The 18,046-nt window shown below is 54.0% G+C and carries 15 protein-coding genes; 6 read left to right on the forward strand and 9 right to left on the reverse strand.

Going from position 1 to position 18,046, the window contains the following annotated elements:
- Nucleotides 1–82: 82 nt before the first annotated feature.
- The 5 genes from glnT to RIC05_RS02360 all read right to left on the reverse strand — a co-directional run bounded on the left by glnT (nucleotide 83) and on the right by RIC05_RS02360 (nucleotide 5,361).
- Nucleotides 83–1,387 (reverse strand): type III glutamate--ammonia ligase, encoded by a 1,305-nt coding sequence (gene glnT / locus RIC05_RS02340; RefSeq protein ID WP_350046332.1) that lies wholly within the window; start codon nucleotides 1,385–1,387, stop codon nucleotides 83–85.
- 86 nt (nucleotides 1,388–1,473) lie between these two features.
- Nucleotides 1,474–2,802 (reverse strand): FMN-binding glutamate synthase family protein, encoded by a 1,329-nt coding sequence (locus tag RIC05_RS02345; RefSeq protein WP_350046331.1) that lies wholly within the window; start codon nucleotides 2,800–2,802, stop codon nucleotides 1,474–1,476.
- Between the two features lie 47 nt (nucleotides 2,803–2,849).
- Entirely contained in the window at nucleotides 2,850–3,536 is a 687-nt protein-coding gene (locus RIC05_RS02350) for a GltB/FmdC/FwdC-like GXGXG domain-containing protein (RefSeq protein ID WP_350046330.1), read from the reverse strand.
- A gap of 84 nt (nucleotides 3,537–3,620) precedes the next feature.
- Entirely contained in the window at nucleotides 3,621–4,517 is an 897-nt protein-coding gene (locus RIC05_RS02355) for a class II glutamine amidotransferase (protein WP_350043091.1), read from the reverse strand.
- Between the two features lie 118 nt (nucleotides 4,518–4,635).
- Nucleotides 4,636–5,361, reverse strand: coding sequence for a helix-turn-helix domain-containing protein (locus RIC05_RS02360; protein ID WP_350059736.1), 726 nt, complete (start codon nucleotides 5,359–5,361; stop codon nucleotides 4,636–4,638).
- 356 nt (nucleotides 5,362–5,717) lie between these two features.
- Here RIC05_RS02360 and RIC05_RS02365 point away from each other — a divergent pair, with 356 nt between their 5' ends.
- The 5 genes from RIC05_RS02365 to RIC05_RS02385 all read left to right on the forward strand — a co-directional run bounded on the left by RIC05_RS02365 (nucleotide 5,718) and on the right by RIC05_RS02385 (nucleotide 10,995).
- Nucleotides 5,718–6,851, forward strand: coding sequence for an aminomethyl transferase family protein (locus RIC05_RS02365; RefSeq protein WP_350046328.1), 1,134 nt, complete (start codon nucleotides 5,718–5,720; stop codon nucleotides 6,849–6,851).
- 82 nt (nucleotides 6,852–6,933) lie between these two features.
- Nucleotides 6,934–7,545, forward strand: coding sequence for a dimethylamine monooxygenase subunit DmmA family protein (locus tag RIC05_RS02370; protein ID WP_350046327.1), 612 nt, complete (start codon nucleotides 6,934–6,936; stop codon nucleotides 7,543–7,545).
- Nucleotides 7,542–8,507 carry a PDR/VanB family oxidoreductase gene (locus tag RIC05_RS02375; protein ID WP_350046326.1) on the forward strand — a complete coding sequence of 322 codons (966 nt, stop codon included), beginning with the start codon at nucleotides 7,542–7,544 and terminating at the stop codon, nucleotides 8,505–8,507. Before RIC05_RS02370 ends, RIC05_RS02375 begins: the two co-directional genes overlap by 4 nt.
- Before the next feature lie 14 nt (nucleotides 8,508–8,521).
- Nucleotides 8,522–9,562: a heme-dependent oxidative N-demethylase family protein gene (locus tag RIC05_RS02380; protein WP_350046325.1), complete on the forward strand. Its 1,041-nt coding sequence runs from the start codon at nucleotides 8,522–8,524 to the stop codon at nucleotides 9,560–9,562.
- 68 nt (nucleotides 9,563–9,630) lie between these two features.
- A complete protein-coding gene (locus RIC05_RS02385) occupies nucleotides 9,631–10,995 on the forward strand; it encodes a trimethylamine monooxygenase (RefSeq protein WP_350046324.1) in 1,365 nt (454 codons plus the stop codon).
- 143 nt (nucleotides 10,996–11,138) lie between these two features.
- Here the strand turns inward: RIC05_RS02385 and RIC05_RS02390 are convergent, their stop codons facing one another.
- The 4 genes from RIC05_RS02390 to RIC05_RS02405 all read right to left on the reverse strand — a co-directional run bounded on the left by RIC05_RS02390 (nucleotide 11,139) and on the right by RIC05_RS02405 (nucleotide 16,633).
- Nucleotides 11,139–13,523: a trimethylamine N-oxide demethylase gene (locus RIC05_RS02390; RefSeq protein WP_350046323.1), complete on the reverse strand. Its 2,385-nt coding sequence runs from the start codon at nucleotides 13,521–13,523 to the stop codon at nucleotides 11,139–11,141.
- A gap of 283 nt (nucleotides 13,524–13,806) precedes the next feature.
- On the reverse strand, nucleotides 13,807–13,971 hold the full coding sequence (locus RIC05_RS02395; RefSeq protein WP_350043083.1) for a hypothetical protein: 165 nt from the start codon (nucleotides 13,969–13,971) through the stop codon (nucleotides 13,807–13,809).
- A gap of 35 nt (nucleotides 13,972–14,006) precedes the next feature.
- On the reverse strand, nucleotides 14,007–15,353 hold the full coding sequence (locus RIC05_RS02400) for an ammonium transporter (protein WP_350043082.1): 1,347 nt from the start codon (nucleotides 15,351–15,353) through the stop codon (nucleotides 14,007–14,009).
- A gap of 293 nt (nucleotides 15,354–15,646) precedes the next feature.
- A complete protein-coding gene (locus RIC05_RS02405; RefSeq protein ID WP_350046322.1) occupies nucleotides 15,647–16,633 on the reverse strand; it encodes a GlxA family transcriptional regulator in 987 nt (328 codons plus the stop codon).
- Nucleotides 16,634–16,783: 150 nt separating this feature from the next.
- Between RIC05_RS02405 and RIC05_RS02410 the strand changes: the two genes are divergently transcribed.
- A complete protein-coding gene (locus RIC05_RS02410; protein WP_350046321.1) occupies nucleotides 16,784–18,034 on the forward strand; it encodes a sarcosine oxidase subunit beta family protein in 1,251 nt (416 codons plus the stop codon).
- Nucleotides 18,035–18,046 lie beyond the last annotated feature (12 nt).

The following is an 18,046-nucleotide window of genomic DNA, read 5'->3' on the forward strand; positions in this document are numbered from 1 at the left end:
TCTTCCAGCTTTCAAACTAGCAGTTATTAAAAGTCACCCGGCCCCGTCCATCGGGGAATGTTGTTGGGGCCGGGCATAAACATCAAATATCAAGCGTGTTTTCGCGCTCCCAAGCTGAGAAATGCGAAACATATGAATTCCATTCCTTTTGCTTAAGCTTCAGGAACGCTTTGGAAAATTCCATGCCGAGCTCGGCTTGAAGGGCAGTATTACGTCCCATTTCCCGTAGCGCATCCAAAAGATTAAGCGGCAGAAGCGGTGCATCTTTTACAAGATGGCCCTCTTCGTACATATCAATGTCATAGTGCGGTCCCGGATCGGCGGCATTCGCCATACCGTCAAGTCCCGCAGCCATAATCACAGCTTGAAGAAGATAAGGGTTAACGGCCCCGTCTGGCAAACGTAATTCGAACCGTCCCGGTCCGGGAACCCGAACCATGTGGGTTCGGTTATTGCCGGTCCAGGTCACACTGTTTGGTGCCCAGGTCGCACCGGACATGGTGCGCGGTGCGTTGATACGCTTATAGGAATTCACCGTCGGGTTGGTAATTGCGGCCATGGCGGATGCATGTTTCATGATGCCACCAAGGAATGTCTTGCCCTGTGCGGATAGTCCAAAGGGCATATCATCATCGGCAAAGGCATTTTTGCCTGCCTCATCCCAGACCGACACATGGCAATGGCAGCCATTGCCCGTCAGACCGGCAAACGGCTTGGGCATGAAGGTCGCCCGCAGGCCGTGCTTTTCGGCAATCGATTTGACCATGAACTTAAAGAAGGAATGCTTGTCTGCGGTTTTAAGCGCATCGTCGAATTCCCAGTTCATTTCAAACTGGCCATTGGCGTCTTCGTGATCGTTTTGATAAGCGCCCCAGCCAAGTTCAAGCATGTAATCGCAAATCTCGGCAATCACATCATAGCGGCGCATGACGGCTTGCTGGTCATAGCACGGCTTTTCGGCGGTATCGGCGGGATCGGAAATCTCCGCGCCATCCGGTGTGATCAGAAAAAACTCTGCTTCAACCCCGGTTTTAACATTAAGGCCAAGCTTGCTGGCCTTGGCAATCTGGGCTTTCAGGACATTGCGCGGTGCCTGTTCAACCGGTTTGCCTTCCATCACGCAATCGGCAGCAACCCATGCAACATCGGGTTTCCACGGCAATTGAATGACCGAATCCGGGTCAGGAACGGCGAACATGTCCGGGTGGGCGGGGCTCAGGTCAAGCCATGTGGCAAAACCGGCAAAGCCGGCCCCGTCTTCCTGCATGTCAGCGATCGCCTGGGTGGGGACGAGTTTGGCACGCTGTCCACCAAACAGGTCGGTAAAACTGATCATGAAATACTTTATGCCGCGTTCCCGGGCGAAGGCTGTTAGATCCTTGGTCATTGAAGTCCCCTGACGAATTTTATGCAGTGCCAACCGTTATCCCGGCGCGCCAAAAGGCACACCGGGTCCGGTGGTGCGTTAATGTTCTAGAATCCTCCCTGACCGGGAATCCAGCTGGTCCCGGCAAGCGGTACACCGGCCATGGCCGCCGCTTCGATATTAAGTGCACATAGGTCCTCAGGTTCGAGGTTGTGCACATGATTTTTGCCGCAGGCGCGCGCAATTGTTTGCGCTTCAAGGGTCATAACCTTCAGATAGTTGGCCAAACGCCGCCCTGCGGCAATCGGGTCAACCCGTTTCATCAGGTCGGCATCCTGGGTCGTGATGCCTGCGGGATCACGGCCTTCATGCCAATCATCATAAGCACCCGCCGTGGTGCCAAGTGCGTTATAATCTTCTTCCCATTTCGGATCATTGTCGCCAATGGCCACCAATGCCGCCGTTCCGATGGAAACCGCATCCGCACCAAGTGCCAATGCCTTTGCAACGTCGGCACCGTTGCGAATGCCACCAGATACGATCAACTGTACTTTGCGGTGCATGCCCATATCTTGCAATGCTTTTACCGCCGGGCGGATGCACGCAAGGGTTGGCTGACCAACATGCTCGATAAACACTTCCTGTGTCGCGGCCGTGCCGCCCTGCATCCCGTCAAGAACAATGACATCGGCACCGGCCTTGACCGCAAGCGCAACGTCATAGTACGGGCGCGCACCGCCGACCTTGATGAAGATCGGCTTTTCCCAATCGGTGATCTCGCGCAATTCCTGAATCTTGATTTCCAGATCGTCCGGGCCGGTCCAGTCCGGGTGACGGCAGGCAGACCGCTGATCAATGCCTTTTGGCAGATTGCGCATATGGGCGACCCGGTCGGAAATTTTCTGACCCAGCAGCATCCCGCCACCGCCCGGCTTTGCCCCCTGACCAATGACGATTTCAATCGCATCCGCACGTTTAAGGTCGCGCGGGTTCATGCCGTACCGTGAAGGAAGGTATTGATAGACAAGGGTTTGGGAATGACCGCGTTCTTCTTCGGTCATGCCGCCATCGCCCGTGGTGGTCGATGTGCCGGCAATGGTCGCACCACGGCCAAGGGCTTCTTTGGCGGGGCCCGAAAGGGAGCCGAAACTCATCCCGGCAATGGTGATCGGGATTTTAAGTTCAATCGGTTTTTTGGCAAAGCGCGTGCCCAGCGTGACCGAGGTTTCGCATTTCTCGCGGTATCCTTCAAGCGGGTAACGCGACATCGATGCGCCAAGGAACAACAGATCATCAAAATGCGGGACTTTACGTTTCGCACCACTGCCGCGAATGTCATAGATGCCGGTGGCTGCGGCGCGACGGATTTCCGAAAGCGTATAATCATCAAACGTTGCCGATTTGCGCGGCGTGGTAACGGGATTTTTGTGGCTCATGGTCTGATCCTGTTTCTGGGCTGAAAACGCTGTTTCAGCTCTGCGCGTCAATAAGCGTCGGCATTGTCGATGTTGAAATTATAAAGCGTCCTGGCCGAGCCATATCGCGTGAACTCTTCGGGCTTCACATCCGTGATCCCGGCGTCATCAAGAAGCTTGCTCAGAATTTCGATATGTTCGGGACGCATGTCCTTTTTGATGCAATCCGCACCAAGCGATTTAACAGTGCCACGGACAAACAGGCGGGCTTCATAAAGGGAATCGCCCAGCGCATCCCCGGCATCGCCCAAAACAACCAGATTGCCTGATTGCGCCATGAAGGCAGACATATGGCCGATATTGCCTTTGACCACGATGTCGATGCCCTTCATCGAAATGCCGCACCGTGATGATGCATTTCCTTCAATCACCAGCAATCCGCCATGGGCGGTGGCACCGGCATATTGGCTGGCATCGCCTTTGATGACGACTTTGCCCGACATCATGTTTTCAGCAACCCCCGGCCCGGCATTGCCATGCACCGTGATGGTTGCTGTTTCATTCATACCGGCACAGTAATAGCCAACACTGCCCTTGATATGGACATCAACTGCGGCGTCAATCCCGACAGCAACAGCGTGGCTGCCGCGCGGATTGGTGATTTCGAATTGCTCGTTTGCACCACTTTTATCAAGCGCATGCAGCGATTGGTTCAAATCGCGCAAGGTCGTGGTTGCAAGATCAAACACTGGCATGTGTGTTCCTTCCTCATATGACCGCATGTGAAATTTTGCGATCAGTCGGCTGCGCGTCATCGCTGCATCCGACGGGGTTCTTAATCAATGTTCCCAGAAATAAACCGTGGCCGGTTCCGGTTCCCAAACACGGGCGTCTTCGATGCCCGGCAGGTTGACCAAGGCCCGGTATTCCGACCCGAACGCGACATAGGCATCGGTTTCGGCCATCACAGCGGGCTTGCAGGCAATCGGATCACGGACAACGCCAAAACCCGACTTGGTTCCAACGACAAAGGTAAAGAACCCGTCGAGATCATCGAGCGCGCTGGTCAATGCCTGCCCAAGGTTTTTGCCCTTGGCCATTTCACCGGTCAGATAGGCCGCCGCAACTTCGGAATCGTTTTCCGTTTCAAGGTGAATGCCCTGATGGGAAAGTTCGCGGCGCAGATTGTTGTGATTGGAAAGCGATCCGTTATGCACAAGACACTGATCCGATCCGGTCGAAAACGGATGCGCGCCAAGGGTGGTCACCGCACTTTCGGTTGCCATGCGGGTATGGCCAATCCCGTGGGTGCCCGACATATCGGAAATCTTGAACCGTTCCAGCACATCTTTCGGCAGGCCGACTTCCTTATAGATTTCCATCACACTGCCCGTGCCCATAACCCGCACGTTCGGGCGAAGTTCGCCAAGGGCGGCACGGGTGGCATCCATTTGATCAGCCGAAATCGTGATCACCGCATGGGTGCTTTTGGGAAGGATGGATACGTTCGCAATGCCGCTGTTGCGCAATTCTTCGGTCAATCCGGCGAAATCGGTTTCCGGATCCGGGGACTGAATTGTGAGTTTGGCCAGATTGTTCTGATCTGCACCATAAATGGCGATGCCCGCGCTATCGGGGCCGCGATCGGTCATGGTCACCAGCATTTCGGACAGCAAGGTGCCGAGCTGCGGTTCCAGACTTTTGTCTTTTAAGAATAAACCAACAATGCCGCACATGGCAGGACAGTCTCCATTCTGTTTGTCGAATGGAGACTAGCTGCTCAAATTTACGGAATCAACTGTTAAGAATAAAAATTTCATGAGGGTGAATTATAATTTTCACCATCAAGAAAGTTTACCCCCGGGCCGGGTAACAGATGATCGATAGGTAACGTATTGGGAATGAAAGAAGTTCTTCTGGGCCATGACGCGCATCAGCATCAAAAAACAGGCTGTCGCCCGCTTGCATGTAAAAAAGCTGATCACCGTGGCGATAGCGCACTTCACCCTCAAGCATATAGATGAGTTCCATGCCTTCATGCTGGAAGGCGGGGAAGCTGCTCGACTCCTCGGTCAGCGTCAGCAGGTAGGGTTCGACCACAACACCGCTTGTGTTGTTATCGATATGACCCAGCAGGTTATATTCATGACCCGCGCGGGTTCCGCGACGCTCAATCGCAATGCCTTCACCCGATTTCACAAACACCGCATTGCGCGGTTCTTCATAACGTCGGAAGAAATCGGTCAGGGGCACGCCAAGCGCACTTGCCAGGGCCTGAAGCGATGTCAGGGATGGCGAGGTCACGCCATTTTCAATTTTTGACAGCATCCCCATCGAGATGCCGGTGGCAGATGCGAGGTCGGCAATCGTGATGCCAAGTTTTTTACGCAGGGCACGGACTTCATGTCCGATCGCGATTTCCAGATTGTTTTCCTTCGGTTCACGAAGGGCATGCGGGTCCTGGGTGAGGGCAACCGGTTTGTTCATGGGATCCATGTGTACTCCTTGCGCGCGTGTCATGTCGGTCGGGTGCGGTTTCTTGGTCTTTTCGCTTGCCATGTCGGCGGCTTCCTTCGTCACCGGGGCATTGCCCGGTGCTTTCGCTGTTCGTTTCCTGGGTTTCCACTCGGGCCGTTTTTTACGGTCTGATTTTTGTGTTGGACGCTGGTTCATACGCCGCCCTTCCTGTCACATCTAAACTGTCAGGAAAGGTTTATCAACTGATGGGAAAATAATTGTCGGCCTGATCGGGATATGAGGACGCGATTTGAATGTTGCAATGCCGTGCTAAAATAGCCCATGAGGAATAAATATTGAACTAAATGAAAATAATTGTTGCGTTAGCGAATGAGATACGGCCAGAATACGCACCATAAAAAGCCAGTGTTTGCGTGCTGATTGTGCGCCGCGGCGACTATAATCAGGAGGCCATAACAATGACTGCAAGCTGGAGATTTTCCGCCCTTGCCGACCGACACCGCGCCCTTGGGTCCAATCTTGAAGACTGGAGCGGAATGGGCACGGCCTGGACGTATGATAAGGACTGGGACGAAGAATATATCGCGATCCGGACCAAGGCCGGGATCATGGATGTATCGGGCCTGAAAAAGGTCCACATCACAGGTCCGCACGCGTCCCATGTCATTGATTATGCCACGACCCGTAATGTCGAAAAAATCTATCCGGGCAAGTCTGTTTATGCCTGCATGCTCAATGATCAGGGCAAGTTTACCGACGATTGCGTCATCTATCGCATGGGGCCGAATTCATGGATGGTTGTCCATGGTTCAGGTACGGGTCATGAAGAACTGACCAAGGCCGCCGTTGGCCGCGATGTATCGATCCGCTTTGATGATGACCTGCATGATCTTTCCCTGCAGGGGCCGATTGCGGTCGATTATCTCGCCGAATATGTGCCGGGCATTCGCGACTTGCCGTATTTCCATCATATGCAGACACGTCTGTTTGACGCACCGGTGATGATTTCACGGACCGGCTATACCGGCGAACGGGGGTACGAGATTTTCTGTCGCGGGCAGGATGCAGGGATGATCTGGGACCGGATCGTTGCCGAAGGTGCCGATATGGGCATCATTCCGTCGCGCTTTACCACCCTTGATATGCTGCGTGTCGAAAGTTACCTGCTGTTTTATCCCTATGATAACTCGCAGATGTATCCGTTTGAAAATGAAGGTCCGGGCGATACGCTTTGGGAGCTTGGCCTTGATTTCACGGTCAGCCCCGGCAAAACCGGTTTCCGCGGGGCCGAAGAACATTACCGTCTCAAGGGCAAGGAACGCTTTAAAATCTTTGGCCTTTTGTTTGACGGCAAAGAAGTCCCGGCCGAAGGCGCGGAAATATCGAAGGACGGCACCAAGGTTGGTGTTGTGACCTGTGCGATGTATTCCCCGCTCAAAGATCAAACCATGGCGATTGGCCGGATGGCGGTCGAATGTGCGGAGCACGGCGTGCGGCTTGACGTCGCTGGTGAAAACGGCCCGCTAGGTGCCATTGCCCACACGATGCCGTTCGATGATCCAAGCAAATCAAAAAGAACAGCCAAAGGATAACAGGCCACGCCGGGGGCTGTTAGACGCCCCCGGATCACCTGCCTGATCCATGTGGTTTCTAACAGAATGGGACCCCGCTACCATGTCTGAGAGTCTTATCGAAGAAAGTATTCTATCCCGGCCAACCTATGGCACCTTGGCGATTGCGCCGGGGCTGGCACATTATTTTGTCGCCGATGCATCCGGTGCCGAATGTGTCATTCGGGTCGCCGAGGCCGCACCCAAGGGATTTATGGACAAGGTCCATATCCTTTACGTGCCAACACCGGGTGAAAATGGCCTGATCACCGCCCTTTATGCCCTTGGTGCCAAGCAGTTCGAACATTTCCCGACCATTGATGACGCCATGACCAAACTGGGTGAATGGCTGTCCGATGCCAAGATGGGCAGTCAGCTTTACCTTGCCGGGACAGAAGGCCTGATTGGCAAGGCGGTTGCCAAGGGCGAAGAATGCGGTTTGGACCATAGTGCTGTTCACTGTGAACATCGCGGCAGTCTTGCCCGCCGGGTTCAATGCGTTCATTGCAAAACCATGATCGAAAACGTCACCACCCAGCCGGCCAAATGCCCGTCTTGTGATTTGCTATTGTTGGTGCGCGATCACTATTCCCGCCGACTGGCCGCCTTTCAGGGGGTGTGCATCAATGCCGAAGACCGCTCGGAAACGGTCGAGATCAGGGAGGTGTTCAAATGAGTGCGTCCGATCATTTGATCCCGGTGGTTGTCAGCAAGGTTGTTGACGTCAATTCAATCATCAAGCGGTTTGAATTCAAGCATATCAATGGCGATATCCTGCCGGCCTTTTCCGGCGGGGCGCATATCATGGTTGAAATGCTCGACGGTCCGACCAAGCGCAAAAATGCCTATTCGCTGATGAGTTCACCGTTTGACCGCGGGCAATACGCCATTTCCGTCCGTCGTGATGATGACGGGCGCGGTGGGTCGAAATTCATGCATGAAAAGGTCAAAACGGGGATGGAGATGAAAATCTCAAGCCCGGTGAACCTGTTTGCCCTCGATCTGCGGGCCAAGAAGCATTTGATGATCGCAGGCGGCATTGGCATCACACCGTTTATCGCCCAGATGACGCAGGCGCGTGAATTGGGGATGGCGTTTGAATTGCATTATACGGCCCGTTCCGCATCGCAAGCGGCCTATATGGACAGTCTCAATGACCAGTTTGGCGATGTCGTGAATTGTTGCTGCGACGATGTTGGCGACAAGCTGGATCTAAAAGCGCTGTTATCGGATCAGCCGCTTGGCACGCATGTCTATGTCTGTGGGCCCAAAGGCATGATCGAAGCGGTGGTTCAGGCCGCAACCAGTCTTGGCTGGCCCGCAGCGCACATTCATTTCGAACATTTCCTTTCCCCGCCGATGGGCAAGGCATTTTCGGTTCATCTGGCCAAGGCCGGGATCGATATTGATGTCGGGCCGGAGCAAAGCCTGCTTGAAGCGATCGAGGCTTCCGGGACGCCGGTGAACTGCCTGTGTCGTTCCGGCGCCTGCGGGCAGTGTGAGACCCGGATTATCGCCTGTGACGGGGACATTGCCCACAATGATCACTGGCTTGAAGGTGATCAGCGTGCGTCCAGGAAATTCATCATGCCCTGCGTGTCGCGGTTTAGCGGCAAGCGGCTTGAACTTGATCTGTAAGGGAGGATGGAAACATGACCATTCAGTTTAGAAACGAAACCTTCCGCAACGATTTCACCTATGCCAACAGTCCGGGAAATATCCCGCGTTTTCCGTTCCCGTTTCCCGAAGACACATACATGTATTCGACCAATGTGGAACCGCATCATGCAACACGGGTCGGAAGCCCGTTTGAACATGCCTTTGATGTTGATGAACATTATGTCGCGGAAATGAAGGATCGCGCCCTTGTGCTGGCCGATGATCCGGGCCGGTGTCAGGCCTTGCCGCATATGGAAACCGCCGGATGGGATTTCGTCGAACTGGTGATGGTATCCAAGGCGCGGGATTATCCCGATTTGTTTGAACTGACCATGGATGGGGATCGTTGGCGCTGGATCAACAAGCCGCTTCAGATCGACGATACATTTACCTTTGGCGATGCATCGACTTTGCCGTGCCATCCGATGGAATATATCGGCCGTCAGGTGCAGGGTGATCATGCGATTTTGGATCAGCGCGATGGCAATTTGTGGCTGGATGCCGGGATCATTACCGCACAGGCCGACTGGTCGCTTGATTTTGACATCGGCATGAACTTTTTCGAATGGCATGCGCCGGTTCCACTTGCTCATGAACTGGGTGTGTTTCAGCGGGCCTTGAAATACCTGTTATCCTTGCCACAAGGCCAACCGTCACGGCGTTTGAACTGGACGCTGACGGTCAATCCGCGTCTGGATACCAGCCCGGAAAACTATCCCAAATGGGGCCCGGACCGAATGACCGTGACGCCGGAAAATATCGGCGAGAAAATCCATCTGCGGGTGGAACTTCAGACCTTTTGGCGTCTGCCGCGCTCCAACGCGATCCTGTTTCCGATCCGGACATATTTGATGGCGATGAACGAAGTCGTCACCCAGCCGAAATGGGGCCGCCGCCTGCATCGTGTGATGCGCGATTTGCGCCCGGAACTTGTCGAATACAAAGGCTTGTCGCGCTACCACCCGATACTGGTCGCGTGGCTTGCGCAATTTGACGACGGTGCGCCGACGTCGCCGGGGATTTTCCCCGACTGATCAACCGCCTTGCATAAAAAACGCTCGGCGGACACGACCAAAAAAGGTTTATCAGGGGATATAAGGCTATGACACTTCGCGTTGCTATCATTGGGGCAGGCCCGTCGGGCATGGCACAAATGCGTGCCTTTCAATCCGCAGCTGCCAAGGGGGCGGAAATCCCCGAAATCGTTTGTTTTGAACGGCAGGATGACTGGGGGGGATTGTGGAATTACACATGGCGCACCGGGCTTGATGAATATGGCGAGCCGATCCATGGATCGATGTATCGCTATCTGTGGTCAAACGGGCCAAAGGAATGTCTGGAATTTGCCGATTACTCGTTCGAAGAACATTTCGGCAAGCCCATCGCATCCTATCCGCCGCGTGCGGTGGTCTGGGATTACATCAAGGGCCGGGTTGAAAAGGCCGATGTGCGATCATGGGTGCGGTTCAGAACCCCGGTGCGCAGTGTCGAATTTGACGATTTCAGCAAGACCTTCACGGTGACATCGCACGATCTTGAAAACGATGTCGTCGCGTCCGAAGAATTTGATTATGTCATTGTCGCCAATGGGCATTTCTCAACGCCAAATGTGCCGGAATTCCCCGGTTTTGATACCTTTGGCGGGCGTATCCTCCATGCCCATGATTTCCGCGATGCGCTGGAATTCAAGGACAAGGATATCCTGATCATCGGCACATCCTATTCGGCCGAGGATATCGGATCGCAATGCTATAAATATGGCTGCAAATCGGTCACGGTCAGCCACCGGACCAATCCGATTGGCTTTGACTGGCCCGATAACTGGTCAGAAGTGCCGCTTCTGGAAAAGGTCGAGGGCAATACGGCCTATTTCAAGGATGGCTCAACCCGCGATGTTGACGCGATTATTCTCTGTACCGGCTATCAGCACCACTTCCCGTTTTTGACCGATGATCTGCGTTTGAAAACCGCTAACCGTTTGTGGCCGCTTGGACTTTATAAGGGGGTTGTCTGGGATGAAAATCCCAAGCTTTTATATCTTGGCATGCAGGACCAGTTTTATACCTTCAACATGTTTGATGCCCAGGCATGGTATGCGCGCGATGTGGTGATGGGGCGGATTGCGATCCCGGACAAAGATGAAATGAAGGCTGATAGTCAGGCATGGCGGGACCGTGAAGAAGCGCTGAAAGACGATCACGACATGATCTGGTTCCAGGGCGATTATACCGCCCATCTTATTGAAATGACGGACTATCCGATGTTTGACATCGAAGGGGTGAACAAGACGTTCGAGGAATGGGAACATGACAAGGCGCATGACATTATGGGCTATCGCAACAAGTCCTATCGGTCGCTTATGACCGGCAATATGTCACCCGCCCATCATACGCCATGGCTTGAAGAACTTGATGACAGTCTGGAAGCTTATTTGCAGACCGGATTAAACACCAGCGCTGCAGAATAAGGCTTATTATTCAAAATTAGTGAATAATCACACAGCCTTTCCGCAGCAAAACGACCACCCAGTTAATCCCGCGCATTTTGCGCGGGATTCTTTTTGTATGAGGATTGCGGTTTGAGGATATTTTTCCGGATCGAAAGCGGCGATCAGGACCGCGGTTTGGTCTTTTCCGGATCGTAATGCGGGAAGGCGGTGATTTTGGCGGGCAGGCGCATCATCTGACCATCAAGTTTGCCAATCTCGATATCTGTGCCGATATCGGCATGGGCAATATCAACACGTGCGAGTGCGATGTTTTTGCCCAAGATGGGCGATCGCATCGCACTGGTGATCTCGCCGATCTGGGCGCGGCCAATATGGATGCAATCGCCGTGGCTGGCGGCGACATTGCCATCAAGTTCAATGCCGACCAGTTTGTGCGATGGATGTTCCTTGCGCCGGATCAGGGCGTCGCGGCCGATGAAATCATCTTCCTTGGATTTAAGCGGGACGGTAAAGCCGATCCCGGCTTCGAACGGGTCGGTCTGATCGGAAAATTCGTAATTGGCAAAAATCAGCCCGGCTTCGATCCGCACCATATCAAGCGCACCAAGCCCCATCGGAGTCAGTTCATGGGGAATGCCAGCTTCCCAGATGGCATCAAAGACCGTGATCGCATCTTTGGGATGGCACCAGACTTCATAACCAAGTTCGCCCGTATAGCCGGTGCGCGAAACGACAACCGGTGCGCCCTTGGCATCACCGATGCGTCCGATGGTGAATTTGAACCAGCCGACTTCATCAAGTTTTGGCTGATGCGGGGGTGTCCAGATGACATCGCGCAGGATATCGCGGCTTTTGGGGCCCTGGACGGCGATGTTGTGCATCTGATCGGTTGAAGACCGGATCAGGACATGCAGGCCGAGTTTTTCAGCCTGTTCGCGCAGCCACACACCGCTGTAATCATCGCCGCAAATCCAGCGGAAATTATCCTGCCCAAGGCGTAGCAAGGTGCCATCATCCATCATGCCGCCATGGGGGTAGCACATGGCGGTATAGACGACCTGACCAATGCCAAGCTTTTTGACATTGCGCGTCAGGCAATATTGCAAAAGGGTTTCGCTATCAGGCCCGGTGACTTCGAATTTACGCAGGGCGGACAGGTCAATCACCACGGCCTTTTCCCGGCAGGCATAATATTCTTCGATCATGCCAAAGCCTGTATATTCGTGGGCCAGCCAGAAGCCTTTATATTCAACAAAATTGCGGGTCAGTTCGCCAAAACGGGGATGGAAGGCAGTTTCTTTGGTCATTTTTGCTTCGGCCTCTGCTGTCGGGCGCCAGGCAACGGCATGGGTGAATTTTTCCGTCGCGTCATAGCTTCGAATATGGATGTCGGTGGGTTTCCAGCCATTGGCGGCAGTAGTGTCATCCGGGCAGGCGGAGGATACACACACCAGATCGGTCATGGCGCGGAGCAAAACGTAATCGCCGGGACGCGACCATGGCTGATCGGCATACATCACGCCCTGATCATCAATGCCGGTATTGAAAAAGAAATTGATCGCCATCCAGCCGGGACGCGGATCAACGCCATGTTTGGCAAGGGCGGCATTAAAATTATCGGTACAGTTCACATGCCCCGGATAGCCGATATCGTCGTAATATTTTGCCGCACAGGCCATGGCAAAGGCATCATGGCGCCCGCAGGTATCCTGAATAACTTCGACCAGCGGGTCCATGTCCTGATCATAGTATTTCGCATGCAGGCCGGGCATCGGATAGGCATGGCCCATCAGGGTCCGGGTGGTGGTGACATCTAGCGGGTTCTGAATGCCGCGATCAAGTTTGCGGGCATCAAAGCATTGAAAATCAGTACATTGCCGACCATCAACATCAAGAATCTGGATATAGTCACCGGCCTTGATTTCATAAGCCTGCGCGGTGGCGGCATTGATCCGAAGATCAAGTTTGGGATCAGACAAAGGATCGGGCAGGGCAAAGCTGTAAGGGTCGCGATGGCGCGCACGCGTGATCAGGGCGGTCACCGGGCTTGCCGTGTTATGGGCATCAATCTGCATCAAGGGTGCCGGGGTGGCGATAATGACAAAGCCATCAAGATTTGCGGTTAGCTCGATTGTGTCGCCGGCCGGGCTGCTATTGCCAAACAGCCGGAATGCCATGCAGGTTTCAAGTTGCACATCGCGGCGTTTTAACGTGCGGGCAAAGCGGGTCAGGCTTTCATCAAAGGCGGTGCTCAGAAGTTCCATCAAGCCGCGTGGGGCCCCGTGCGGCAGACGGTGAAAGATCGACGGACAGGATTTGCCATCCGGATCAAGGGCAATCAGTTCGACCGATTGCATGCCTTCGGCATTGGTCAGAACCAACTGATCGCCTTCGCGTATCGGGATCAGGGCGGCACCCCGACCGGGAATTTCATAGCGTTCGGTGTTGCGGGCCATGTCGGTACGCCCGGCATTGAGGATGCGACTGGGGCGTGCGGCACGCACAGAATGGGGGTAGGGCGCAGATGCTTGGGCGGGGTTGATCATCGTGGCCTCATGCGGTGTATGACTATGGGCCCTAAGGCAGCGGGGATGGTGGATGTTAGGGTCCAAATGCGTGCGGCGTGCGGTGTGCAGTGTGCAGGAGAAGGCCGATCAGTTTTGCAGGCGTTGCGGCATTTTACACTCTTTTCGTCCCGATCCTTAATCGCGATTTTCAGAAGAAAGACAGAAAGGCCAGTATGATGCTGGCCTTTCTGATTGTGGTTGAAGGGTGTGTTGCCGGTTGGGTTCAGGGCAGGTTGGCAACACACCCGGACAATCCATCAGATTACATGTCTTTGTATGCTTTGTTCTCATGCATGGCCATCGAAGCAATGGTCCAGACACAGACGCCAACACCAATCAGCGTGAACAGAACAAGAAGGGCCGGTTTGTCAGCAAAGGTGAAATAGGCCTCTGCACCTTCCCAGCTTGTAAGCGGAGCTGTATTCATTTTTCAGTTTCCTTGTCTAAAAGTTCAGAACAAGATTACTCAGCCGGGGTCGGCGAAGTAGGATCGTTGGCAAACGCAGCCGGAACAGTGCTTTCCGGATAGGCGCTTGTCGGAACTTCGGCGATGTCCAGACCGGCAATCTCTGCTTTCTCGGTGACACGCAGCAGTCCAACAACCTTGAGGATGTAGGACAGGACGTAACCCGGAGCAAAGCCGAGAACCATGAAGACAACAGCACTTGAAAGCTGACCAACAAACGAGATTTCAGGACCGGCAACGTTCGGGTAACCCGACGCAAAGATGCCCGCCATGACAAGGCCCCAGACACCGCCAAAGCCGTGAACGGAAACCGCGCCAACAGCATCATCGATCTTGAATTTCTCGACGAGGATGTCGTTAAGTTTCGGCATGACGCAACCGCCGCCGAAGCTGATCAGGAATGCAAGGCCCGGATAGTAAAGATCAAGTGCCGGAGCAGACGAGATCACACCGATCAGGGCACCAGACATCATCCAGAACGGATCACGGGTCACCAGATACGCACCGATCATGCCGCCAGCAACGCCCATCAGGGTGTTGAATGCGAATGCCGACAGGGTTGCCGGGGTGTTGTAAATGGTCATCCATGTGTCGCCGGTATAGATAATGCAACCGCCAAGGAAGCCGAAGAAGCCCATGACAATGAGCATCAGGCCAATCAGCGACATCGGCATGTTATGGCCGTTGATGTTGTTAACCGTACCATCGGCGTTAAAGCGACCGATACGCGGGCCGAGGTTGATCAGAACACCAAGGGTGAAGAAACCGGCGATGGTGTGAACGGCACCAGCAGCACCAACGTCGTGCAGGCCCCACTCGGTGGTGAGCCAGCCATCCGGGTGCCAGCCCCAGGATGCGCCAAGAATCCAGACAACCGAGCCAAGGAAGATCGCAAGGATCGTGAAACCGGAAATACGGATACGTTCGATCACCGAACCCGACATGATCGAGGCGGTGGTTGCTGCGAACAGCGTGAAGGCCGCATAGAAAATGCCCGACGCGTTATCGGTCAGGTTCGGCCCCATATATTGGCTCCAGGGCAGACCTGCCTCGGACCCTTCGGAAATGCTGAAACCTGTCGGGAACGCAAGGTAGATCCACCAACCGACATAGTAGAAGGTCGGGATCAGGAATGCGAACGCGATCAGGTTTTTCATGCCGGATGCAAGAGCGTTTTTCGCGCGCGATGCACCCATTTCGTAAGCAAGGAAGCCTGCATGGATGGCAAGCATCAGCGCTGTACACCACCAATAGAAAACTTCGGAATTAATGGTCGTTGCCATGCTGAGTGATGTCTCAAGACTATCAAGCCTCGCCATCAACTCTGGTACGGATTGTTCCATTTTAGTCTCTCCATCACAAAATGCCCCCCGATGGACATTCCTTTTATTAAAAATCAATTCCTTGTAGTGAACAAGTTGAAAAGTGTTTTTTATTGTGCGTCGCAATAAATATAATAAATTCAATATGTTATGTTTGATGAAATGTGCGTGAGATTTGATGTGCGTAAAAATTAGACGTCAAAAATCACTGCGCATCTAATAATCAGACTCGCTGAGTCGTGCCGATTCTGTCGAAATCAGGGTTCGGGAAATGCATCCTTCGGTTGGACAGGATGTTCGCCAAAAGGGTGGGGTCAGGTACGACGGGCTTTGCCGGGAGTGACACCATAGGTTTCCTTGAAGCTGCGCGAAAAATGGCTGCTGTTGGAAAAGCCGGTGGCAAAAGCGATTTCTGAAATGCTGAGCGCACTTTGGGTCAGAAGCTTTTTGGCATGGTCGAGGCGGACCTGCCGGTATGTCTCAAGAAAGGATTTGCCAAGATGGGCAACAAACAGGCGATCAAGCTGGCGGCTTGAAAGTCGGGCGAAGCGGGCCATCTCGTCGCGGGATTTCGGGTCTTCGATGGTGGTTTCCATCTTTTCCAACACCCGAAGCAACCCGGCATGATGGACGTTATAGCGTTCGGCAAGCGATGCGCGTTGTGATCCGCTTGAAACGCCGACATGGGTATGAAGATACCAGTCCGATACACGGGTGGCGAAATCCAGTCCCAGATGGTCGGCGATCATGGCATGCATCATATCAAGCGGCGCAACCCCGCCGCCACAGGTGATGCGGTCACCATCCATGACAAACCGGGCGCGTTTGGGTTCCAGATCGGGAAAGGCTTCGATCAGGGCCGGGGCATGTTCCCAGTGGATGGTGAATTGCCGTTGGGCCAGCAACCCGGCAGCGGCAAGAATATAGGCACCGCTTGATATCCCGCCCAGACGAACACCCCAACGCGCGAGTTTGCGCAAGGCAGGAAACATTTCCTGTGCCTGCCACTGTGCGGGGTTTCCACCGGCACAGACAAACAGGGTATGCAAATTGGTTGGCGCCATCGCAATCGGGGTGGTCGGCACCATCGTTCCCGATGAGGAATGCACAGTCCCGCCCGATGCCGAATAATTCAGGATTTTATAGATCGGCTGCCCGGCCAGAAGGTTGGCCGCCCGCAGCGGTTCAATTGCCGAGGCATAAGACATCAGCGCAAAGTCGGGCAGCAAGACAAACCCGATGGTCTGCGGGGCAGGCAGCGGCGACGTCCCGGTTTGGGCGTTGCGGGCGTTTGACGTCATGGGATGCTGCCTTGTTGCTGTGCGGCGGTCAGAACGAATGTCGCAAATTTGTTATTAGATGTCCTTTTTAGACAAGCTGTATTTTAAGGCTGTGTCAAGATCGACTGGTATTTCAGGATTTCCAAACCGGGCAACAGCGAAAGAACCAAGATGCGTTATTCAGCCCTGTCATTGCTTGGCAATGCCTTTTCCAAGAACAAGAACTGGAAGCCGGCATGGCGCAATCCGGACCCGAAACCGCATTATGACGTGATCATTATTGGCGGCGGCGGGCATGGATTGGCAACAGCCTATTACCTGTCAAAGGTGTTTGGCGTGCGCAATGTGGCGGTACTGGAAAAGGGATATCTGGGTTCGGGGAATATCGGGCGCAACACGACGATCATTCGGTCGAACTATTTGTTGCAGGGGAATAACCCGTTCTACGAATTTTCCATGAAGCTGTGGGAAGGGCTGGAGCAGGATTTCAATTTTAACGCCATGGTGTCCCAGCGTGGCGTGATCAATCTGTTTCATTCCGATGCGCAGCGCGATGCCTATACCCGCCGTGGCAATGCCATGCGCCTGCACGGGGTCGATGCCGATCTTTTGGGCCGCGATCAGTTGCGCGAAAAACTGCCGTTCCTTGATTATGAAAATGCCCGGTTCCCGATTATGGGGGGCCTTATGCAAAAGCGCGGCGGCACCGTGCGCCATGACGCGGTGGCATGGGGATTTGCCCGTGTGGCGGATCAGAACGGGGTGGATATCATCCAAAATTGCGAAGTCACCGCGATTGACCGTGAGGGTGATCAGGTCACAGGCGTTCAAACCACGCGCGGTGCGATCAAATGCAATAAGATCGGCATGGCCGTTGCCGGGAATTCAAGCCATGTGGCGCAAATGGTCGGTATGCGTCTTCCGATTGAAAGCCACGCGCTTCAGGCCTTTGTGTCCGAAGGGTTGAAACCATTCATTGATACCGTCGTGACATTCGGGGCCGGGCATTTTTATGTGTCGCAATCTGACAAGGGGGGCTTGGTGTTTGGCGGGGATATCGAAGGATATAATTCATATGCCCAGCGCGGAAACCTTGCCTGTGTTGAACATGTTGCCGAGGCGGGCATGGCAATGATCCCGGCCCTTTCGCGGGTGCGCATTTTGCGAAGCTGGGGCGGGATCATGGATATGAGCATGGATGGATCGCCGATCATGGATCGGACCCATATCGGCAATCTCTATTTCAATGGCGGTTGGTGTTATGGCGGGTTCAAGGCAACGCCGGCATCTGGTTATTGCTTTGCCCATTTGCTGGCAAAGGATGCACCGCATGAAACCACGACCGAGTTCCGCATGGACCGGTTTGCGCGGGGATATCTTCTGGATGAAAAGGGCGTTGGTGCCCAAGCCAACCTGCACTGATTAAGTCGCATA

Origin of the sequence: Thalassospira sp. (assembly GCF_040218635.1) — a bacterium.
In the GTDB taxonomy this organism is placed as follows: domain Bacteria; phylum Pseudomonadota; class Alphaproteobacteria; order Rhodospirillales; family Thalassospiraceae; genus Thalassospira.